At 63.5% G+C, this 22191-nt stretch carries 18 protein-coding genes; 4 read left to right on the forward strand and 14 right to left on the reverse strand.

The window, feature by feature from the left end; genetic code table 11:
* Nucleotides 1–22 precede the first annotated feature (22 nt).
* The 11 genes from J2S45_RS05425 to xerD form a co-directional block, all read right to left on the reverse strand.
* Nucleotides 23–2995: a restriction endonuclease gene (locus J2S45_RS05425; protein WP_307634776.1), complete on the reverse strand. Its 2973-nt coding sequence runs from the start codon at nucleotides 2993–2995 to the stop codon at nucleotides 23–25.
* Nucleotides 2996–3007: 12 nt separating this feature from the next.
* On the reverse strand, nucleotides 3008–4981 hold the full coding sequence (locus J2S45_RS05430) for a site-specific DNA-methyltransferase (protein ID WP_307634777.1): 1974 nt from the start codon (nucleotides 4979–4981) through the stop codon (nucleotides 3008–3010).
* 139 nt (nucleotides 4982–5120) lie between these two features.
* Entirely contained in the window at nucleotides 5121–5303 is a 183-nt protein-coding gene (locus J2S45_RS05435) for a helix-turn-helix domain-containing protein (protein WP_307634778.1), read from the reverse strand.
* Between the two features lie 9 nt (nucleotides 5304–5312).
* On the reverse strand, nucleotides 5313–6434 hold the full coding sequence (locus J2S45_RS05440; RefSeq protein ID WP_296932580.1) for a 6-phosphofructokinase: 1122 nt from the start codon (nucleotides 6432–6434) through the stop codon (nucleotides 5313–5315).
* Between the two features lie 98 nt (nucleotides 6435–6532).
* On the reverse strand, nucleotides 6533–7945 hold the full coding sequence (gene der, locus J2S45_RS05445; protein ID WP_300047189.1) for a ribosome biogenesis GTPase Der: 1413 nt from the start codon (nucleotides 7943–7945) through the stop codon (nucleotides 6533–6535).
* Between the two features lie 34 nt (nucleotides 7946–7979).
* Nucleotides 7980–9761 carry a prephenate dehydrogenase gene (locus tag J2S45_RS05450; protein ID WP_307634779.1) on the reverse strand — a complete coding sequence of 594 codons (1782 nt, stop codon included), beginning with the start codon at nucleotides 9759–9761 and terminating at the stop codon, nucleotides 7980–7982.
* Complete coding sequence (locus tag J2S45_RS05455) at nucleotides 9758–10507, reverse strand: pseudouridine synthase (RefSeq protein ID WP_296932583.1); 750 nt, start codon at nucleotides 10505–10507, stop codon at nucleotides 9758–9760. The genes J2S45_RS05450 and J2S45_RS05455 overlap by 4 nt, the downstream gene beginning before the upstream one ends.
* Nucleotides 10504–11055, reverse strand: a complete 552-nt coding sequence (scpB, locus tag J2S45_RS05460; RefSeq protein WP_296932586.1) for an SMC-Scp complex subunit ScpB — start codon at nucleotides 11053–11055, stop codon at nucleotides 10504–10506. Before scpB ends, J2S45_RS05455 begins: the two co-directional genes overlap by 4 nt.
* Nucleotides 11048–11890 carry a segregation and condensation protein A gene (locus J2S45_RS05465; RefSeq protein WP_296932588.1) on the reverse strand — a complete coding sequence of 281 codons (843 nt, stop codon included), beginning with the start codon at nucleotides 11888–11890 and terminating at the stop codon, nucleotides 11048–11050. Before J2S45_RS05465 ends, scpB begins: the two co-directional genes overlap by 8 nt.
* Nucleotides 11890–12747, reverse strand: coding sequence for a ParA family protein (locus J2S45_RS05470; RefSeq protein WP_270974572.1), 858 nt, complete (start codon nucleotides 12745–12747; stop codon nucleotides 11890–11892). The genes J2S45_RS05465 and J2S45_RS05470 overlap by 1 nt, the downstream gene beginning before the upstream one ends.
* Nucleotides 12748–12777: 30 nt before the next feature.
* Nucleotides 12778–13722: a site-specific tyrosine recombinase XerD gene (gene xerD / locus J2S45_RS05475; protein ID WP_307634780.1), complete on the reverse strand. Its 945-nt coding sequence runs from the start codon at nucleotides 13720–13722 to the stop codon at nucleotides 12778–12780.
* 79 nt (nucleotides 13723–13801) lie between these two features.
* Between xerD and tkt the strand changes: the two genes are divergently transcribed.
* The 4 genes from tkt (at nucleotide 13802) to J2S45_RS05495 (ending at nucleotide 19503) form a co-directional block, all read left to right on the forward strand.
* Nucleotides 13802–15880 (forward strand): transketolase, encoded by a 2079-nt coding sequence (tkt, locus tag J2S45_RS05480; protein WP_307634781.1) that lies wholly within the window; start codon nucleotides 13802–13804, stop codon nucleotides 15878–15880.
* A gap of 9 nt (nucleotides 15881–15889) precedes the next feature.
* Complete coding sequence (tal, locus tag J2S45_RS05485; RefSeq protein WP_307634782.1) at nucleotides 15890–16990, forward strand: transaldolase; 1101 nt, start codon at nucleotides 15890–15892, stop codon at nucleotides 16988–16990.
* Between the two features lie 66 nt (nucleotides 16991–17056).
* The gene (gene zwf, locus J2S45_RS05490; protein WP_307634783.1) at nucleotides 17057–18586 is read left to right on the forward strand and encodes a glucose-6-phosphate dehydrogenase; all 1530 of its coding nucleotides are present in this window, start codon (nucleotides 17057–17059) and stop codon (nucleotides 18584–18586) included.
* Nucleotides 18587–18594: 8 nt separating this feature from the next.
* The gene (locus J2S45_RS05495; RefSeq protein WP_307634784.1) at nucleotides 18595–19503 is read left to right on the forward strand and encodes a glucose-6-phosphate dehydrogenase assembly protein OpcA; all 909 of its coding nucleotides are present in this window, start codon (nucleotides 18595–18597) and stop codon (nucleotides 19501–19503) included.
* Nucleotides 19504–19752: 249 nt separating this feature from the next.
* On the opposite strand, the gene secG is transcribed toward J2S45_RS05495, so the two are convergent.
* The 3 genes from secG to J2S45_RS05510 all read right to left on the reverse strand — a co-directional run bounded on the left by secG (nucleotide 19753) and on the right by J2S45_RS05510 (nucleotide 22084).
* The gene (gene secG / locus J2S45_RS05500) at nucleotides 19753–19998 is read right to left on the reverse strand and encodes a preprotein translocase subunit SecG (protein WP_270974578.1); all 246 of its coding nucleotides are present in this window, start codon (nucleotides 19996–19998) and stop codon (nucleotides 19753–19755) included.
* Between the two features lie 115 nt (nucleotides 19999–20113).
* Nucleotides 20114–20890, reverse strand: coding sequence for a triose-phosphate isomerase (gene tpiA, locus J2S45_RS05505; RefSeq protein ID WP_270974579.1), 777 nt, complete (start codon nucleotides 20888–20890; stop codon nucleotides 20114–20116).
* Nucleotides 20891–22084, reverse strand: coding sequence for a phosphoglycerate kinase (locus tag J2S45_RS05510; RefSeq protein ID WP_296931140.1), 1194 nt, complete (start codon nucleotides 22082–22084; stop codon nucleotides 20891–20893).
* Nucleotides 22085–22191 lie beyond the last annotated feature (107 nt).

Here is a 22191-nt window from a genome sequence, read left to right on the forward strand (position 1 = left end):
CATTCGTCTCCTAGATTGTCTCCTAGATTTCCCACCGATCAGGCGCCGAGACCGCATAGTCCACGCCGATCGCCGCGAAGTGCTTCATCGCAGCCTTGATCTTCGCGTTCTCGCTCGGGCGGCGCTTGGCTGGATCCTGGCTCGACTTCGTTTCCCGCACCAGGTAGAGGTGCTCCGTGCCGTCCTCAACCTTGATGATTGCCCAGTCCGGGTTGTAATCACCCACCGGTGTGGGGACACGGAACTTGTCGGGCAGTTTCATGAACAACTTGATGTCCTCACGCCCATCCAGATATTGGGCGAACTGCCGCTCCACTACCGAGTCGAGCACGAGGTAGTCGAAGTCCGTCTTGTTCTTGTTCGTGACCTTATACAGCTGGTCGATGAACCGGTCTTTCTCCTCCAGCCCATCGGCCTGGAGTTCACGCAGCTCGTAGATGGAGCCACCGATCGGCTCATACTGGATCCCATCGATGAGGGTGTGGGCGAGCTCGGTCTCGATGCGTTCGGTGACCATCTTGATGAAGTCATTCGGGTTCGCCAGGAAGTCCCCGATACGGCCGGAGCCGATCAAGATCTCGATGATCGTCTTCCTGGTCAGTGAGGTCGCCTCCTGCAGCTGGCTGATGATGTCCGGCAGCGGATACGAGTCCGTGAGCACACTGGATCGGGAACCCAGTTCCGTGCCCTTCGGGCCACCACGGGTGATCTCAAGCCCCGTGCGAGTGACTTGGATACGGATCGGATCGATCTGCGGCGCCTGGCGAATACTCGCCACACTCCGGCTGATGAGGTCCGCTCGGTCGAGGGCAACCCGGTAGGTGGTGCGCGCGGTGATCGCCTCCCAGAACTCTTCGAACTCCGGGGTGGCATAGACCTGCTTGTTAAGGGTACGCACCTGCCGCTTGCGCTTTTGCTTGACGATCGTTTCGATCTTGCAGCCATCGACGATCCGGATGATGTCTTCCTCGTAACCTGCGAACTCGGCAGGCAGATTCACTGTGAAGCCCAGCTGATCCGGCACCCACGTGCCCATCACCTCACCGGCGGCATTGATGTAGCCCTGGCTGTGGAGCGACTCCCAAATCTCACCGGAACGCTTTGTCCCCAGCCGCGTCTCCTTGCCCGTCACCTCATCAACCACCGGCAACGCAGCGAACTCAGTCCGCCTCACGTACCCGATCGCCACACCAGCCTGCTTGTACTCATCCTGCAGCGCGGACGCGAACGCCTTATATGACTCGTTCGCCACCACAGTGAGTTGTGCGGTGCCCGCGTCCTTGATCCGCTCACCATCTTGGTTCACAGGAAGGCGCAGGCCACGGCCGATAGTCTGGCGACGCTCGGTCTCGGTCGCCATGTCACGCAGCGTGCAGATCTGGAACACGTTCGGGTTATCCCACCCCTCACGGAGCGCAGAGTGAGAGAAGATGAACCGGACCGGCTCGTCCATACTGAGCAAGCGAGCCTTGTCCTTCATGATCAGCTCATAAGCGTCATCATCTGCCTTCGTCTTGCCCGAGGAGTCCTTAAACGTGAGCTGGGCATTCTTACCCTTACCAGCCTTCATCTGCGCGAAGTACCCCGAGCGCACCTCCACCGGATCCTCGGGCAGGAACGCGTGTGAGGCTGGGTTCTTCGCTCGCTCCTGACCGTAAATCGCATCGAAGGCCTCGGCGAACGGGCCGCGCGCATCAAGGTTATTGATGCCCTCACCAAGATAAGAGGCGACCTTGTCGATGAAGAACAGCGAGAGCACTTTGATACCGCGCTCGTGAACCTGGGTCTCCTTGCGGATGTGCTCACGGATGGTCTCTCTGATCATCTCCCTGAACACAGCGTCCTGGTTATCGCCAATCGCCTCACCCACCCGCAGATATCCGTGGTTACTGAGCTCGATCTGCTCGGGTTGGATGCTGATCTCGTTGATCCGCCAATTCCCCTCATACGCCGGATTCCCACCAGAGAGCCGCTCCAGATCGGCACCTTGGGTGGCAGAGACCTTCTTCTTGACGAAGCCGCCGTCCTTCTTCCGCACCACCAGCTCCAGCGACGCTTTGAACGACGGGTCGCGCTTGACCTCCAGCAACCTCACATACGGCTTCGCAGCGCTGCCCATCTCCAAGGCGTCGGAAACGACAATCTTCTTCACCAACTCCAGCCGGTGCGCATCCAACGGATCGAGCCGGTAGACCACGTTTCGGGTGGTGCGGTGGGTTGCCGAGTAGCGCAGCGTGCACAGCGGATTTAAGTCGGCGACGGCGGAGTGGGACAGCTGGGACTCCATGTTTTGCGGCTCGTCCATGATGACGATCGGCCGCGTCGCCTGCAAGAAGTCCAACGGCCGCAGCCCGGAGAGCTTGTCGCGCATCTGGTGGATGATGCGGTTGTTCTTGTCGCCCCTGATCGAATCAATCGTCATCACCATAAACTGCAGCGACGTCGCGGTCGCGAAATCCCGCACATCCTCAGCCCGATCCCCCGAATACACCGTGTAGTCCATGTTGATCTGCGGATACAAATGCCGGAAATGCTCCCGCATCAACTGGATGCTCGTCTTCACGCCCTCACGGATCGCTACAGACGGCACCAAAATAATGAACTTGTTGAACCGGTACTTGCTCGCAAGCTCGAACGCCGTCCGCAAATACACATACGTTTTACCCGTCCCGGTCTCCATCTCTACATCGAACTGAAGCCCATCCACCAGGGTGTCGTTAACCTCCAAACCGTTGCGATCCTGCACTCGACGCAGATTCGCGGCAATCGTGTCCTCATCAAGAACCAGGTTGTTGCCATAAGCTCCAATCTCCACGGCGACATCCAAGGAACCCTGCCCAGGAAGATCGGGAAAATCGAGAGCCTGTTGAGGTGGAAGGAACTGCAAACTCGTCACGAGCTGGTCAGCATCGGCGGGCTGCCCATCGAACAGATCCGTGACAGCCTCGATGGCGCTCGTCTGGTAGGGCTGGCGGGGATCAAACTGAAAACGCATCACTCACTCGCCTTACGCCGTCCACAGATCAACACTGCGGGTCTTGCACTCCTGCACCAGATTCGTCTTCAACTCATCATTACCCTGGAACGCATCCTCCAGGATCACAAGCCGCTCCGGCTCCTTTGCGACCATCGCACGCAACTGATCCAGCGTCGGAGTCTGGTGCTCATCCAGGTAGGCCAACACAAGCCCACCAGCCACACTGAACACCTCGAGACCCTCGATGTTGACCTTCTCGATCTTCTCTGACAACGAGAAGCCAAGCTTCAACAAGACCTCAGTCAACAGCGCCTCAGGGCGAGCATGATCATTAGCCGAATCAGCCAACCGTGCAAGTAAACCAACCAGGTCTTCTTCAGTAAGACCTGAGTCCGCCTTCCACTTCGCGAAATTAGTGTCCACAAGCTTGTAGGCGCGGAAACCAACATCCAGATCTTTGCGTCCATCGAGCTTGCCGGACTCTTCCTCAAGGAACTTCTCTCCGGCTCGGCGAATACGTTCGCGCGTAATCTGCGAGATCGTTTCGTATCCAGCCTTACGCGCCTCGGACTTCTCACCCGTAGGCTCCGGGAGCTGAACCGAAATACACCTGCGGTTACCGCCATCCTCCGCATTCAGGTGCATCACGGCATGAGCAGTTGTGCCAGACCCCGCAAAGAAATCCAGGACGATACCATTAGTGTCACCATTGAGGACGAGCTTGGTCCACCGGGCAAGAACATACTCGTCTTTAGGGTAGTCGAATACACCGGAACCTATGAGGCGTCGGAGACGCTGAGCAGCGGTCGTTCTGATTTGTGTAAAGACCGATTCAGCTACTTGGGAATCAAGTTCGTCAAGAAAGGTCTTGCCGCGTGGAATCTTCTTTTCATCAACCCCGAACTCTATGAGGTCTCTTTGAACTTGTTCTTTCAGGCTCTCTTCCGTGAAACGCCAGCCTGTGCTCGGTGTTGTGACAGGTCGCTTCGTTATCGGATGAAGAACCTCAAACCGTGGTCCACCACCTCCGGGCCACCCTAGATCTTTGTCAGCGTTATAGACTCGACCATTTTGATCGATGCTCTTGAAACGGGTAACCGCTGGGGTCAAATCCTTTCTGGATCCGAGCCACTCTCTGAATTTCCTTGTAGCAAGAGCCGGGTTACCTTGTGCAGCTTGCCAGCACCTCGATCCAGCTTCAAGAGCATCTTCGACACCAGATTTGCGTTCTCTCCACCGAACGCCGTTCTCTTTAAGGAAGGCCTCATTTCTTGCGTACACTAAAATGTAGTCATGACCCACTGACACATACCGTGAGTCATTCTTACGACCGCCTTGCCAGACCAAAGTAGCAATAAAGTTATTCTGCCCAAATATCTCATCGCACATCATACGCAAGTTGGCTTGCTCGCTGTCGTCTACCGAGATGAGGACTGCACCGTCCTGCGTCAGGAGATTCCTCGCGAGTTTGAGGCGCGGGTACATCATGTTGAGCCAGTTGGAGTGGAAGCGCCCGGATGATTCCGAGTTCGTTGACAGTCTCCCGCCGTCATCGGTCTGGCCGGTGAGCTCGAGGTAGTTGCCTATAGAATCCGCATAATCGTCCGCGTAGACGAAGTCGTTGCCCGTGTTGTATGGCGGGTCGATATAGATCATCTTGATCTGCCCGTAATAGTGCTTTTGGAGGATCTTCAGCACTTCGAGGTTGTCGCCCTCGATAAAGACGTTCTGAGTGGTGTCCCAGTCGACGGAGTTCTCTTTGTCGGGCATGAGTGTTGCCGTTGTCGGTGTTTGTGCTACCCGAATTGCTTCGCGCTTGCCTGGCCACGTCAGACCGAATCGCTCGCGGCCGTCCTCGACGTCGATGTCGAGGATGGTCTTGAGGGTGTCGAGGTTGATTTTGCCGTCGGCTGCGACCTCGGGGAAGAGTTCTGCGAGCTTGGTGGCTGCTTCGGTGGCAAAGTCGGGGGTGGTGCGTGGCACTTCGTTGAGTTCTTCGGTCATTGCTTGCTCCATGGGTTCGTGAAAGTCGGGTTGCCTGCGGCGCTGCTGCCGCTGAATTCTGCCTGATTGGTCGGCTCCGGTGCCGGGCTGCGCGGTCGCGTCGCTACTACCCGTTTGTCCAGGCAGAGACCGGTGGCTATCAGCCCTCTACCCTTCGCGCTCGCCTTTCTCGTTGTGCGTTCTCCTGTTCATTCGGGACGACTTCGCAGATGTCGGCGATGTCGCAGTTGAGCGCTTCGCAGATTCTCACAAGGACGGTTGTGGTGACGTTTCCGTCGCGGCCGAGCTTGGCGATTGCTACTCCTGGTAGCCATTTCCGCATGCAGGCGGGCTAGTCGCCCATTGCCGTGCCGACCTCGCGAGCTGCCTCAATCCATTCGTGGTCTGTGGGTACGTACTTGACCTTGCCGGCCACCGACTCGAGGTCTACCAGCTCAGTGCCGTGCCCGCGGTCAGCCACCATGACATTGAAATGGCCCTCGGCCACGGCCGCCGCGCCCGCCACGCCGAGCCGAGTGCCCAGCAGGCGATCCGCACCGTTGGGAGTACCACCGCGCTGCACATGACCAAGGATTGTCACGCGTGCCTCGAGCCCCGTCAGCGACTCAAGCTCCTGCGCCAACGCCAACGACGTGCCGCGGTGGGAGCTCTCGATCGCTTTGACAGACTTCTTCGCGATCGCCTTCGCCTCCGGCGATGAGGCGTCCTTGACAAGGGTACGCGCGTATTCGAGTTGCTTGGCCTCCTCGATTGGCATCGCGCCCTCTGCGACGGCGACCACGGAAAAGCTCAGTCCGTTCGCCCGACGTCGTTCGATCTTCTCCGCGATCGCCTCAACCGAGTATGGGATCTCCGGAATCAGAATGACGTCGGCGCCACCGGCGATACCCGCACCGAGGGCAAGCCAGCCCGCGCGATGTCCCATAAGCTCAACCACGATAATGCGATGGTGGGAATGCGCCGTCGAATGGAGGCGGTCAATTGCCTCGGTGGCGATCTCAAGCGCGGTTGAGAAGCCGAAGGAGGAGTCCGTGTAGAGAATGTCGTTGTCGATCGTCTTCGGCAGGTGGATGACGTTGAGCCCGGCCTCGGCAAGCCGATGGGCGTTTTTGGCCGTTCCCCCGCCGCCCAGACAAACGAGAGCGTCGAGGCCATCGGCCTCGTAGTTATCCACGATCGTGGGGATCATGTCCGTCTTTTGGCCATTGACCATCATGCGATGGACCTTGTCACGAGACGTGCCCAGGATCGTGCCGCCCGTCGTCAGGATACCCGACAGCTCCCTGGCCTCAAGCTCAACGAAACGATTCTCAGCCAGTCCGCGCATACCATCGCGGAAACCCACGAGCTGCCAGCCGTAGTTGCCGATCGCTGCCTTGCCAAAGCCACGAATGGCCGCGTTCAACCCGGGTGCGTCGCCGCCTGCGGTGAGGATTCCAATTCTCTTAGTCATGGCTCAATTATGGCCCATGACCGCGGCGCATGTGGGCTTTTGGCACGCATGCTCAAACCACATGATTGCCGCGCACGACCTCCGTCTGGATGCCCTGGCTACTTTCGCTTGCGTCGCTCGCGCACACGCACCGAAATCTCCACGGGTGAGCCGAGGAAATCGAAGGTCTCGCGCAGCCGGCGCTCGATGAAGCGCCGGTAACCGTGATCCAGGAAGCCCGTGGTGAAGAGCACAAAGCGAGGCGGCTGAACGGCCACCTGGGTGGCAAAGAGGATGCGCGGCTGGCGGCCGCCCCGAACCGGGTGAGGGTTGGCAGCGACCAGTTCTCCGAGCGTCGAATTGAGCTTGGAGGTCGTGACGCGCTTATCCCACGAGTCGAGCGCCTTCTCCATCGCGCGCGTGAGGCGGTTGGTGTGCCATCCCGTCTTGGCGGAAATGTTGATGCGCTCTACCCACGGCATCTGCACGAGTTCGCGTTCGATGTCGCGGTCGAGCTGGATGCGCCGCTCGTCGTCCACCAGGTCCCACTTGTTGCACACGAGAACCATCGCGCGCCCGGCATCGATGACCTGCTGCATGATACGCACGTCCTGCTCGGACAGATCCGAGGAGGCGTCGATGAGCATCAGCGCGAGCTCCGCCTTATCGATGGCGCGCTGTGTGCGCAGGGAGGCGTAGTAGTCGGCGCCGGACTGCATATGCACACGACGCCGAATGCCCGCGGTGTCGACGAAGGTCCACACTCGCCCGTCAAGTTCGACGATCTCGTCGACCGGGTCGCGCGTGGTGCCGGCGAGGTCGTCGACCACCACGCGGTTCTCCCCCGCCAGCTGATTAAGCAGCGAAGACTTGCCGACGTTCGGCTTTCCCACGAGCGCCACGCGGCGCGGCCCCTTACCCGGACGCTCTCGCCGCACACCGGAGACCTTGGGTAGCACCCGCATCGCCTCGTCCAGCAGATCCCCCGATCCGCGCCCATGAAGGGCGGACACGGGGAACGGCTCGCCCAACCCGAGAGACCACAGGTAGGCCACGTCCGCCTCCTGCGCGGGCGAATCAACCTTGTTGGCTGCCAGCACGGTCGGCTTGCCGGAACGTCGAATCAACTCCACGATGCGCTCGTCGCCGTCCGTAACGCCCACGTTCGCGTCCACGACGAGCACGACGGCGTCGGCCTCCCGGATCGCGATCTCGGACTGGTCGGCAACTGAGCGGTCGATGCCGGTCACGTCGATCTCCCACCCGCCGGTGTCCACGACCGTAAAGGCGCGTCCGTTCCATTCGGCGTCGTAGTAAACACGGTCGCGCGTGACGCCGGGGGTGTCCTGCACGACGGCGACTCGCCGGCCCACCACCCGGTTGACGAGGGTGGACTTGCCCACGTTGGGCCGTCCGACGATCGCCAACACGGGGTTGGTCGGAGCCACCTCAGCGGGTGCGATCTCGGGGTCGATGTCGAGCAGCGCGGCGTCGTCGTCCTCAAGTTCGTAGTCTTCGAGGGAGGAGCGCATGAGCTCGTAGTTGGCCTCTTCCTGGGCGTCGTTCTCAGTCACGGTAGCCTTCCGGGATCAGGTCGATGACGGCGGCCACGACGTCGTCGATGCCAAGGTTGGACGAGTCGATGGTGGTCACGCCGTCCTCGGCGACGGTGAAGTTGATGACGGTTGAGTCGTCGCGGTCACGGCGGAGCACCTCGTCGCGGGTGGCGGCGATGGCGTCCTGGTCGGTGGTGCCGAGGTTCTCCCTGGCGCGACGCGCCAAGCGCGCCTCCTCCGAGGCGGTCAGTAGTACCCGCACGGGCGCGTTGGGGGCAACCACGGTGGTGATATCGCGCCCTTCGGCCACGATCCCCCGGCCCTGCGAATGGCCGGAGGGGGTGGACTCTTCGGCGATGATCGCCTGCTGCATGCGCACCATTTCTGCCCGCACGTCAAGGTTGACCGCCAGCTTCGAGACCACCTTGGATACCTCGGAGGTGCGGATCGCGGCCGTGATGTCATTGTCAGCGCACATGAAACGCTGACTGGCGGGGTCGAGGTCGATCGAGAGCGGCATCGACCGGGTGGATGCGAGGACGGCCTCGGCGTCGTCGAGGTCGACGCCCTCGTGGACGGCCCACCACGTGGCCGCGCGGTACATCGCACCGGTATCGAGGTAGGACAGCCCCAACTCGCGAGCCACCCGCTTGGCCACGGTCGACTTGCCGGAGCCCGAGGGCCCATCGATGGCGATCACCAACGGCTGAGGATTCTCACTTCTGACCACTTGCCACCCCTTCTGTTCCAGGCCGCGTTCGAGGGGAAGCCCCTGATGCGGGTTGACCTTGAGAATAACCCGACCCACCGGCTGGCGTGCCGAGTGCTCCATCTCGAGGTCCTCGATGTTGATTCCAAGCTCGCCGATCTCGGCGAACAGTCGCCCGAGCATGCCCGGCTGATCCGGGATGAGGACGATGACGTCGGCGTAGGAGGCGCGCGCCCCTCCGTGCTTGCCCGGGATGCGGGCCACGCCCTTGTTGCCGTCCGAGATGACGGACGATATGCGGTCCAGGCCAGAGTCCCGGTCGAGGGTGGCGACGAGCGCGCCTAGGCGGGCCGAGATGCCCCGCAATACGTTCGCGATCTCGGTGCGGTTGCCGTTGATGATCGACGTCCACAGTAGCGGGTCCGATTCCGCGATTCGCGTGACGTCGCGCAGACCCTGACCAGCCAGGTCGAGGGCTTGCGCGGGTGCATCGCGCAGGGCCGAAGCCACGAGCGAGCTCATGAGCTGAGGCATGTGGGACACGAGTGCGACGGCGTGGTCGTGTTCTGCGGCGCTGAGCATGGATACCGACGCACCCATGTCGACGGCGAGCGTGCGCACCGCCCCCACCGCCGCTTGCGACGTGTGATCGTTGGGGGTGATGACCCACGGGCGGCCGACGAAGAGGTCGGCGTCGGCGGCTATCGCGCCGGACCGCTCCTTGCCCGCCATCGGGTGCGAGCCGACCCAGCGGTCGAATCCGGGGTGGCCCTCGAGCGCGGCGCCGATCTTATCCTTGACCGAGGCTACGTCGGTGACCACCGCATCCGGGAATCGATCCAGCGCGCTCGCCACGACCCCCGCCGTCACGTCGGGCGGAATCGCGACGACGACGATCTTCGGCTTGGCGACCGGATCCAGTGTTCCCGCCCCCAGATCGCGAGCGAGGGCGGCAGCCACCGGCGAGGCATCCTCGAGGTGAACCTCCACCCCGGCGCGGCGCAGGCGCAACGCGATGGAGGTGCCAAGCAGACCGGCGCCGATCACCAGCACCGGCGAGGGCGTGAGCACGGTGTCGTTCACAGCTTCACCATGCTCATCAGGGCGCCGAGCTCGGAGCCGGCCACCTGGCGCACTTGGCCCGGCTTAAGACGCCCGATCGTGATGTTGCCGAATTGGGTGCGCACCAGGTCAATCACGGGGAAGCCGACCTCCTCCATGATCCTGCGCACGATGCGGTTGCGCCCCGAATGCAGGGTCAGCTCCACGATCGAATGCTTCTTGCCCAATTCGCGTAGCACGAAGCTGTCCACCTTGACTGGGCCGTCGTCGAGCGTGATCCCCTTCTCCAACACCTTGGTCAGACCGCGCGGAACGGTGCCTTCCACGCGGGCGATGTAGGTCTTGGGCACCTCGTAGGAGGGGTGGGTGAGGCGGTGAGCGAGCTCGCCGTCGTTGGTCAGCAGGATGATGCCCTCCGTGTCGGCGTCGAGGCGGCCCACGTGGTAGAGCCGCTCGGTGCGGTCCGCGACGTAGTCGGCCAGCGTTGGCCGACCCTGGTCATCGCTCATGGTGGACACGACGCCGCGCTCCTTGTAGCACACGAGCGTCAGCTTCGTCTCGTCGAGCTGAACCCGGTTGCCGTCAACGTGGATGACGGCGTCGGGGCTGACCCGGATGCCGAGCTGGCGCACGACGACGCCGTCGACACTGACCCGCCCCTGGGTGATGAGCTCCTCGCAGGCGCGCCGGGATCCAACGCCGGCGTGTGCGAGCACCTTTTGTAGGCGCTCCCCGTTGGCGTCGTACAGGTCCTGTGCGCGTGTCATCGTAGCTCCTTTTCGACCTCGTCGAGGTCGGCATCGTCTGGCAGGTAGGGCGCCAAGGGGGCCAGGTCGTCGAGTGAGTTCATGCCCATCTTCTCAAGGAAGAGCGGGGTGGTGGCGTACAGGCTCGCGCCCGTGGCGGCCGTGCTTCCCACCTGCTCGACCAACCCCCTGGTGACCAAAGTTCGAACAACAGAGTCTACCTCAACTCCACGGATTGACGCGATTTGTGCGCGGGTGCACGGCTGGCGGTAGGCGATGACGGCGAGCGTCTCGAGCGCTTGGACCGACAGCCGGGAGGACTGGCCCGATGTGATGAATCCGGCCACGATCTCGCTGTAGCGCGGGTGGGAGTAGAAGCGCCAGCCGCCACCCGCCTCGCGTAGCTCGAATCCGCGCTGTTCCTCCGTGTAGGCACGAGCCATCGCGCGCAGGAGGGAGTCGGTATCGGCCTCGGGCAGGTCGATGGACGCCGCGAGCCGATCCGCCGGGATGGGCTCGGGCGCCACCATCAAGATCGCCTCGAGGGCGCCACGCTGAACGTCACTCATCGCTATCCTCACTTTCGTCATTCTCCCCCGCCGACGGCGCCGATGCCAGGAGCGCCGCAGACACATCCGCCGAAGGGCGGGCGTCTTTCGGCGTTGCCGTGCGCGTGATGAAGAGGGTGGCCAGTGGGCCATTTTGCTCGACATCGACCTCCCCGCCGCGCAGCATCTCAAGGACCGCCAGGAAGCGGGAGACCACGGTCGTGACCGAGTGGGCCTGCCGGCACAGTTCGGTGAAGGAGACCCGCTCCCCCACCACGAGGGTCTGGCGCAGGTAGTCCACCTGGGTCTCGACGGGCACCAGCGGGTCGTGCAGGTGGTCGAAGGTGACCTCCTCAGGCATGCGGGTCAAGGCGCGCGCCGCCAGCAGGGCAAGGTCCTCCACGCCGATGCGCAATTCGACCTCGGGTAAAAGAGCGCGGAAGCGCTCCTCCATCGGCACGTCACGCGCGTGGGACAGCGACTGCACGGCCAGCGTGGCAGCAAGGTCGGCTGCAACGTCCTTGTAGGCCTTGTACTGCAAGAGCTTGGCGAACAGGAGGTCACGTGCGCTGAGGATCTCCACGTCCTCTTCCTCGACCTCCTCGTGCGGAAGCAGGCGCGCCGCTTTCATGTCCAGTAGGGTCGCGGCGATGACGACGAACTGGGACATCTGCGACAGGTCGGCCTCGTGAACACGCACGAAGTCCAGGAACTCGTCGGTCACTTCGGCCAGCGCCACCTCGGTGACGTCGAGCTTCTTGCGGGAAATCAGTGAGAGGAGAACCTCAAACGGCCCCGAAAAGACATCGAGATCGACGGCGAATCCATCGCTAAAGAGATCCTCGTCGCCGCTCACTAGGGTGCGCCGCCACGGCAGATCAGTTCGCGTGCAAGCCGGCGGTAGGCCTCGGCGCCCTTCGATTTCGGGTCGTAGCTGGTAATCGGTTCAGCCGCCACTGTGGCGTCCGGGAAGCGGACGGTGCGAGGGATCTGGGTCTCGAAGACCTTCTCCCCGAACTGTTGGCGGATCGTGGAGATCACCTCGCGAGCGTGTAGCGTGCGCGTGTCGACCATGGTCAGCAGTACGCCATCCACGCTCAGCTGCGGGTTGAGTCGGTCTTGGACACGCTCGATCTGGTCGATAAGGAGCGCAACGCCGCGCATGGCGAAGAACTCCGCCTCCAGTGGGATCATGACGCCGTGGGCGGCGGTGAGCGCGTTGATGGTGAGCAGGCCGAGGGAGGGCTGGCAGTCGACGATGATGACGTCGTAATCGTTGACTATCGGACGCAACACCCGCAGGAGCGACTGTTCGCGCGCCACCTCGTTAATGAGCTGGATTTCGGCGGCGGACAGCTCAATGTTCGACGGCACAATGTCGAGGTTCTCGGTGGAGGTGTGGTGGATGATCCGCGTGATGTCGGGCTTGGCGGAGAGCATCTCGTCATACAGCGTCCGCTCGAGGCTCATCGCGTTGATACCCACGCCCGCAGATGCCGCGCCTTGCGGGTCAAAATCGACGATGAGAACCTTGCGCCCGTATTCGGCCAGCGCCGCGGCGAGGTTGATCGAGGTGGTCGTCTTGCCCACGCCGCCCTTCTGGTTGCACATGGCGATGATGCGGGCAGGACCGTGGGAATCCAGATCGGCGGGGAGCGGAAAGTCGCGGCCGGGATCTAGGTCGTCGAGGAGATCAGTCTGTACAGGAGTCACATCACTAATCTACCTGATGTCGGCAAGTTCTTAAGTGTGCAGGGCTCGAGGGTGGGAACTGGCATACGTTTCACGCATCGTCTGCGTGGTGACCTTGGTGTAGATCTGCGTCGTGGTCACCGACGAGTGGCCGAGCATTTCCTGGACGATCCGCACGTCCGCTCCGCCCTGGAGCAGGTGGGTGGCGAACGAGTGGCGGAAGGTATGCGGCGAGACGCCCTCGATCCCGGCGCGCTGGGCGATCGCTTTAATCGCCGTCCACGCCGACTGCCGGGTGAGCGGTTTGCCTCGCGTGTTGAGGAATAACGACGCCGTGCCGGTCCCCTTCGCCGCCAGCGCAGGCCTGCCTCGCACGAGGTAGGCCTCCAGCGCGGCGATGGCGTACTGCCCAAGCGGGAGGATTCGCTCCTTACGACCCTTGCCGAACAGACGAATCGTGGCGGAATCAAGGTCGACGTCGTCGGCCGTGAGCCCCACCGCCTCCGCGATGCGCGCGCCGGTGCCGTAGAGGACCTCGACGAGGGCGCGGTCACGCAGAGCGATCGGCCCGTCACCGACGGATGCGGCCTCGATCAGGGCGGTCATCTGCTCGACCGTGATCGCCTTGGGTAGGCGCTGGCCGATCTTCGGTGGGCGCAGGTCAGCCGTGGGGTCGGCGGACGTGCGGCCCTCGAGGTAGAGGAATCCGTGCAGGCGTCGGATCGCGGTCACCATCCGCGCCACCGAGGACGTGGCGAAGACCGCGCCCGCCCGCCCATCTCGCAGGTAGTCGACGAAACTGGCGGCGTCCTCGGGCGTGGCGCTCGAAAAGGAGTGCACGCCGCGCGATTCGAGGTGATTCACATAATGGGAGATGTCGCGCCGGTAGGCGGAGGTGGTGTTCGTCGAGAGCGAGCGCTCCACGCTGAGGTGGGCGAGGAATTGGCTGACGTCGCGCGCAAAATCACTGCCATGCACTTTAGCGCGTCTGTCCACGTCTTACGCTCCCTTTGTGAGATAACCGCGTAGACTTTACTATAACCGCTCACCCGCACTCTAAACGAAGGAGTTTTTCATGACGTTCGAATGGAGCGACCTTGACCAGAAGGCCGTAGACACCGGCCGCGTGCTCGCCGCCGACGCCGTGCAGAATGTCGGCAACGGCCACCCAGGCACGGCCATGTCGCTGTCGCCCGCCGCCTACCTGCTCTTCCAGAAGGTCATGCGCAATGACCCAGCTGATGACGCCTGGCTCGGCCGGGATCGCTTCGTCCTGTCCGCCGGTCATTCCTCGCTGACCCAGTACGTCCAGCTTTTCCTCGCCGGCTACGGCCTCGAGGTTGAGGACCTCAAGGCGCTGCGCACCGAAGGCTCCCTCACCCCCGGCCACCCCGAGTACGGCCACACGAAGGGCGTGGAGATCACCACCGGCCCGCTCGGCCAGGGCCTGGCCTCCGCGGTTGGCATGGCGATGGCATCTCGCCGCGCCCACGGCCTATTCGACCCAAACACCCCCGAGGGCGAATCCGTCTTTGACCACTTTGTCTACGTCATCGCGGGAGACGGTTGCATGCAGGAGGGCGTGACCTCCGAGGCGTCCTCCATCGCGGGGACCCAAAACCTGGGCAACCTCATCGTCATTTACGACGACAACCGCATCTCCATTGAGGACGACACCTCGATCGCCTTCTCCGAGGACGTCCTGGCCCGCTACGAGGCCTACGGCTGGCACACTCAGCACGTGAGCTGGCTCGGCGACGGCGAGTACCACGAGGACGTCGAGGCGCTCTACCGGGCCATCGAGGAGGCCAAGAAGGTCACCGACAAGCCCTCGGTCATCAAGCTGTCCACGATCATCGCCTGGCCGGCGCCCACCAAGCAGGGCACCGGCGCCTCGCACGGCTCGGCCCTTGGCGAGGACGAGATCCGCCAGACCAAGGAGTTCCTCGGCCTCGACCCGGACAAGTCCTTCTACATCGATCCCAAGGTGCTCGAGCACACCCGCGCCCAGGCCAAGGTGAAGGCCGAGGCGGCTCGCGCCGCGTGGGAGCCGAAGTTCGACACGTGGGCAAAGGAGAACCCCGAGGCCAAGGCCTTGCTCGACCGGGTGCTCGCCCACAGGCTTCCCGACGGCTACGCCGACGCCTTCCCAACCTTCGAGGCGGACAAGCCGGTAGCTACCCGCGCCGCCTCCGGCGTCGTGCTCAACGCGATCAAGGACGCCCTGCCCGAGCTGTGGGGCGGCTCCGCCGATCTCGCGGGCTCGAACAACACGATCATGAAGGGCGAGCCGTCCTTCTTCCCCGAAGAGCGCTCATCGGCGATGTTCCCCGGCAACGAGTACGGGCGCAACCTGCACTTCGGCATCCGCGAACACGGCATGGGCTCCATCGTCAACGGCATCGCGCTAGACGGTCTGACCCGCCCGTATGGCGCAACCTTCTTCGTCTTCGCAGACTACATGCGCCCGGCCGTCCGCCTTGCGGCGCTCATGAAGATCCCCTCCACCTTCGTGTGGACCCACGACTCGGTGGGTGTGGGCGAGGACGGCCCCACGCATCAGCCGGTTGAGCACCTGTGGGCCTACCGCGCGATCCCTGGCCTGGATATCGTCCGCCCGGCGGACGCCAACGAGACCTCCTACGCCTGGCGCGGCATCCTCGAGCGCACCGACCGCCCGGCCGGCCTCATCCTGTCCCGCCAAAACCTTCCCGTCCCCGCCCGTGGCGAGGGGGCGCTGGCCTCGGCTGAAGGCGTCCTCAAGGGCGGCTACGTGCTGGCCGATGCCGAGCAGCTCGACGTCGTCATCATGGCCACCGGCTCCGAGGTTTCCGTGGCGCTCGAAGCCCGCGAGGAGCTGGCCAAGGAGGGCATCGGCGCGCGCGTCGTCTCGATGCCGTGCCTGGAGTGGTTTGAGGAGCAGCCTGAGGACTACCGCGAGTCGGTGCTGCCCTCCTCCGTCAAGGCGCGCGTCTCGGTGGAGGCCGGCTCGACGCTCGGCTGGCGCAACTATGTGGGTGACGCCGGTCGCACGGTCGGCATCGACCACTTCGGCGAATCCGCCAACGGCGGCTTGCTGCTGAAGAAGTACGGCATGACCGCGCAAAACGTGGTCAAGGCCGCCAAGGAATCCATCGCTGCGGCCACGAAGTAGGGAGGCCACGTGTCCAATCTTGCAAAGCTCTCCGAGCTCGGTGTGTCCATCTGGCTCGACGATCTCTCGCGCTCCCGGCTCGATTCGGGCAACCTCGAGGGGCTTATTCACGATCATTCGGTCGTGGGCGTGACCACTAACCCCTCCATCTTCCAAGCCGCCATCTCCGGCTCGGATGCCTACCGGGACGACATCGCACGCCTGGCGGACGAGGGAAAGACGGCCGAGGAGATCATCACCGCCCTCACCACCGACGACGTGCGGCGGGCCTGCGACCTGTTCGCACCCACGTTCGAGGCGAGCCGCGGCTACGACGGGCGCGTGTCGATCGAGGTAGACCCGCGTCTGGCCCACAACCCCGCCCCCACTTTGGCGCAGGCCAAGGAACTGTGGGCGATGGTTGACCGCCCGAACGTGATGATCAAGATCCCTGCCACGAAGGCGGGCCTGCCGGCCATCCGCGACGCGATCGCCGCGGGCCTTTCGGTCAACGTCACGCTCATCTTCTCGGTTGAGCGCTACGAGGAGGTCATCGATGCCTACCTCAGCGGACTCGAGGCGGCCCTCGCGGCCGGCAAGGATCTTTCCACCATCCACTCCGTCGCCTCCTTCTTCGTCTCCCGTGTGGATACGGAGATCGATGCGCGGCTGGAGAAGATCGGCGGCCAGTCCGCGCTTGCCATGCGCGGCAAGGCTGGCGTGGCCAACGCGCGCAACGCCTATGCCGCTTTCCTCAAGCATGTCGAGTCGGAACGCTTCCGCGACCTGGAGGACGAGGGCGCCAACATGCAACGTCCGCTGTGGGCTTCCACGGGCGTGAAGAACCCCGACTACTCCCCCACCCTGTACGTGGATCAACTCGCCACCGCACACGTGGTCAACACGATGCCGGAGGCGACACTGTGGGCCACGAAGGACGGCGCGGAGCTTGCGGGCGACACCGTGCGCCCCAACCTCGACGAGGCCGCGAACACGATCAAGCGCCTGACCCTTCTGGGCATCGACGTCCCCGGCGTCGCCGCCAAGCTCGAGGAGGAGGGCGTGGAGAAGTTCGAGACCGCCTGGGATCAGCTCATCGATACGGTCACCGACGCGATGAACGCTAACTAGGGGTAGAGTAGGTGAGGCAGGGTTGCTCGATGGGGCGGCCCTGCCTCACTTCTTGGAGGTACACACATGGGACCTGAGTGGTCGAATCCGCTCCTATCAAACGGCGACACCCGGCTCCTTCGGGTGGCGGGCCCGTGCGGCTTGGTACTCTTCGGCATCACGGGCGACCTGTCAAAGAATAAGATCCTGCCCGCGATCTACGATCTCTCTCACCGCGACCTGTTGCCGGCTTCTTTCACCCTGATCGGGGTGGCACGCCCGAAGGCGTCCATCCCCGACCTGACTGCCTGGGTGGAGGATGCGATTCGCGCGGGGGCTAAGACCGGTATCGACGAGACGGCGCTTCGCCAGCTCATCGCCGGATTCCGGGTGGTGGAGGGCGACTACGACTCGCCCGAGACCTTCGCCAAGCTGCAGGCCGAGCTCGAGGATGCCAACGTCGAGCGCGGAACCGATGGGAACTACGCCTTTTACCTCGCCATTCCCCCGGCGCTCTTCCCCAAAGTTCTCACCGAACTCAAGGACGCCGGGCTGGCCAGCCAGGAGGAGGGCTGGCGGCGCGTTGTCATCGAGAAGCCCTTCGGCCATGACTTGGCAAGCGCTCAAGAGCTGGACCGGATCGTAACCGGGGTCTTCGACGAGTCTTCGATCTTCCGCATCGACCATTATCTTGGCAAGGAGACGGTGCAAAACATCCTCGCCCTGCGCTTCGCCAACGAGCTCTTCGAGCCGATCTGGAACAATGCCCACGTCGACCACGTGCAGATCACCATGGCAGAAGACATCGGCATCGGATCGCGCGCCGGTTACTACGACGGCGTTGGCGCCGCACGCGACGTCATTCAGAATCACCTCCTCCAGCTGCTGGCACTCGTGGCGATGGAGGAACCGACGTCGTTCGAGGCCGATGCGTTGCGCCACGAGAAGGAAAAGGTGCTCAAGGCCACCCACCTTATCGACGGCCCGGAGACGTCCTCCGTCTTCGCCCAATACGCCTCTGGCTGGCAGGGCGGTGAACTCGTGCGCTCCTACCTGGAAGAGGACGGCGTCGCCGCCAACACCCGCACCGATACCTATGCCGCGCTCCGGCTCAGCATCGACACGCGCCGCTGGGCGGGCGTCCCGTTCTATCTGCGCGCCGGAAAGCGGCTGGGCAGGCGCGTGACCGAGGTGGCCCTCGAATTCCGCCGCCCGCCCTTCCTGCCGTTTACGAAGGAACAGATGGCGGGGATGGGCACGAACACGCTCGTCCTCCGTATCCAGCCCGATGAAGGCGTCACCTTCCGCTTTGCCTCCAAGGTTCCCGGCGCGCAGATGCAGCTGCGAGACGTGACGATGGATTTTGGCTACGGTCACGCGTTCACCGAGTATGCCCCGGAGGCCTACGAGCGGCTCATCCTCGACGTGCTGCTCGGCGATCCGCCACTCTTTCCGCGTCAAACCGAGGTGGAGCTGGGCTGGAAGCTCATCGACGAGGTGACGGGATACTGGGAGAACAGCGGCCGTCCCATCGAGACGTACGAGCCCGGATCGTGGGGGCCGCTCGGTTCGGACGCGATGCTCGGCCAGGACGGCAACGCCTGGCGCAGGCCCTAGGAGGAACCATGGATAAGATCTCACACACCACGTCCGCCCGCCTCGCCCGCCGGCTCAATGAGCTACGCGGCGAGGGCACCTACGCCCTCGGCAAGGTCCTCAACCTCGTCGCCGTGGTTCGCGACGAGGACGGGGTGCGCGCTGTCGTCGACTCCGCGCTCGGCGTGGCGGAGGCACACCCCTTGCGCATCGTCGTCGTCTTGCCTGACGCATCCGACGACGGCGACGCCCGGCTCGACGCTGAGATCCTCGGTCACGAGGACGTGGGACCAGCAGAAGTAGTGATTCTGCGTCCATACAACGGAGCAGGAACGAGCCGCATCTCGCTCGTGACACCGTTGCTCCTCCCCGACGCGCCCGTCTTCACCTGGTGGGTGCAGGACGCGCCGACCTGCCCGACGGACAGAAGCCTGGGGCAGATCGCCTCCCGACGCATCACCAACGCCAACGCCGTCACCGACCCACTCGGCGCACTCAAGGAGTTGGCGAGGAAACGCGAGCCCGGCGACACGGACATCAACTGGGCCGGGATCACGATCTGGCGTTCCCAGCTCGCCGCCCTCCTCAACGAGGGGCCGCACGAAAGTGTCGTCAGCGCACAGGTGGGTGGCAACACCCATCGGGTCGGCTCCCACATGCTCGCCGCCTGGCTACGGCTCCGTCTCGCTGTGCCCGTCGAGCTGATCCACACGGGCGCACCCGGAATCGAGTATGTCTGCCTCCATCGTCCCTCCGGCGACCTGTCCATCACCCGCCCTGGCCGCGGCTCCATCGCGGTACTCGGACGCCCGGGCAGGCCCGACCTGCAGATCTCGATGCCCATGCGCTCTTACGAGTCTCAGCTGATCGAGGAGCTGCGCACCGTGGGAGACGATCCTGAATTCGCGGCGGTCCTGGCGGCGATGGCCGACCAGTAGTCAGGTAGACGGGAATCTGCGGGACGGGCATCGGCACGTGGGCTGCGTGCTCGACCGTCGCGACCTTGGCCCATGATCTTGCCCTCTCCAGGTAGCGAGCGCGCTGTGGGGCCAGAGCACTTGGCACGAACGGCAAGCGGCCGTGACGCGACCCAAGCCCCGTCGGTCATCCGTGTCGCGGTCTCTGGGAAGCCGGAGACGAAAAACGCGCCCGACAAACGGGCGCGTTTCAACAGCTAGTCGCTCGACCTAGCCCTGGAACTTCGTGATGAGGCCGATGAGCACGATCGACAGCGTCCAAACCAGCGCAACACCTACCGTAATGCGGTTCAGGTTGCGCTCGGCCACGCCCGATGAACGCATTGAGGTGGAAATGCCGCCGCCGAATACGTCGGAGACGCCCCCGCCACGACCCTTGTGCAGCAGGATCGAGCCGATGAGGAGGAGGCTCGACAGGACGAGCACGACGATGCACACAATGAGGATGACCTGCACGATATTCTCTTTCGTTCGGAATCGGCGCCAGACGCCGCAATACCGTACCAGTGTATAGCACCGGGGAGGGCAAGGGCGTATACGCCCTTGCCCTCCCCGGTGTGAAACCTATCGCTTAGGCGAGGTAGGTCACGATCTTCGCGAACTCCGCGGCGTCAAGTGAGGCACCGCCCACGAGCGCGCCGTCAACGTCGGGCTGAGCCATGATGTCCTTGACATTGGAGGACTTCACCGAACCGCCGTACTGGATGCGGACCGACTGCGCGGTCGCGTCGTCGTAGAGCTCGCCCACCTTGCCACGGATGGCGCCACAGACCTCCTGGGCGTCCTCCGGGGTGGCGACCTCGCCGGTGCCGATAGCCCAAATGGGCTCGTAGGCGATCACCGACTTGGCGACTTCCTCGGCGCTAAGGCCGGCGAGCATCTCCTCGATCTGGCCAAGCACGAAATCGACCTGGTTGCCGGCCTTGCGCACGTCCAGCGCCTCGCCGCAACACATGATCGGGGTCATGCCGGCGTCGAGGACCTTCTTGGCCTTCTTACCGACGAGCTCGGAGGTCTCACCGTGGTACTCGCGTCGCTCCGAGTGGCCGACCACCACGTAGGTGCAGCCAAGCTTGGTGAGCATGCCGGTTGAGATCTCACCCGTGTAGGCGCCCTTGTCGTGAATCGAGACGTCCTGCGCGCCGTATCCGATCTCGAACTCCTCGGCGTCGATGAGCGTCTGGACAGAGCGGATATCCGTAAAGGGGACGATGACGGCCGCCTCGGTGGTGGCGAAATCGTGCTTGAGGTCCTTCAATGTGAGGGCAAGCTTCTGAACCAGGGAAACGGCCTCGAGGTGGTCGAGGTTCATCTTCCAGTTGCCTGCCATGAGCGGGGTGCGTGACATTTAGTCCTCCAAAACTGCGATGCCGGGAAGCTCCTTGCCCTCGAGGAACTCGAGGGAGGCGCCGCCGCCGGTGGAAATGTGATTGAACTTGGCTTCGTCAAAGCCGAGGGTGCGGACCGCTGCGGCCGAATCGCCGCCGCCGACGATCGTGAAGCCGTCAGCCTTCTCCATCGCCTCGGCGATGGCCTTCGTGCCCTGCGCGAACGCCGGGAACTCGAAGACGCCCATCGGGCCGTTCCACACGATCGTCTTCGAATCGGCGATCGCGGCCGCGTAACCCTTGCGGGTCTTCGGACCGATGTCGAGGCCCATCTCGTCGGCCGGCATTTCGCCGGTGTCGTAGATGGAGGCCGGGGCGTCGGCGCTGAACTCGGGAGCCGTCACGTTGTCAACCGGCACGAGGATCTCGACGCCGGCCTCGTGGGCCTTCTTCAGGTACTCGGCGGCCTTCTCCACGAAGTCCTCCTCGAGGAGAGAGGTGCCCACCTCGTTGCCCTTGGCCTTGAGGAAGGTGTAGGCCATGCCGCCGCCGATCAGCAGGCGGTCCGCCTTGTCGAGCAGGTTGTCGATGACGCCGAGCTTGTCCGAAACCTTCGAACCGCCGAGGATCACGGTGTAGGGACGCGCCGGATCCTTCGTGGCCTTCGACAGGGAGTCAATCTCCTTAAACACGAGTTCGCCGGCCGCGCTCGGCAGCTTCTTGGCGATATCGTAGACGGAGGCCTGCTTGCGATGAACCACTCCGAAGCCGTCGGAAACAAAGGCGTCAGCCAGCGCGGCGTACTCGGCGGCGAGTTCTTCGCGCTCGGCGTCGACCTTGGACGACTCGCGCGGGTCAAAGCGGACGTTCTCCAGCAGCACGACGTCGCCGTCGGCCATCTCGGCCGTCAGGGCCTTCGCGGATTCGCCCACCGTGTCCTGCGCCAGCTTGACCTCCTTGCCAAGCAGCTCGGAGAGGCGGGCGGCCACGGGAGCCAACGAGAAGTCAGGGTTGACCTCACCCTTCGGCCGGCCCAGGTGCGCCGAGACGATTACCTTGGCGCCGGCGTCGATGAGGCGCGTCAGGGTGGGAAGAGCGGCGCGGATGCGGCCGTCGTCCGTAATGTTCTTGTCCTTGTCCAGCGGGACGTTGAAGTCCGAGCGGACGAAAACCTTCTTGCCGGCGAGGTCGCCGAGCGAATCAATGGTCCTCATAAATTCTCCTTCTCCAGCCGGGCACCGCCCGTAGGTCGGAAACGCACCCGGCAAAAGTCATGTTCTGTAAAAGTGCCCGCACATGCGCGACATGTGCGGGCACTCTA

It is taken from the genome of Trueperella abortisuis (assembly GCF_030811095.1).
Classification (GTDB): Bacteria; Actinomycetota; Actinomycetes; order Actinomycetales; family Actinomycetaceae; genus Trueperella; species Trueperella abortisuis.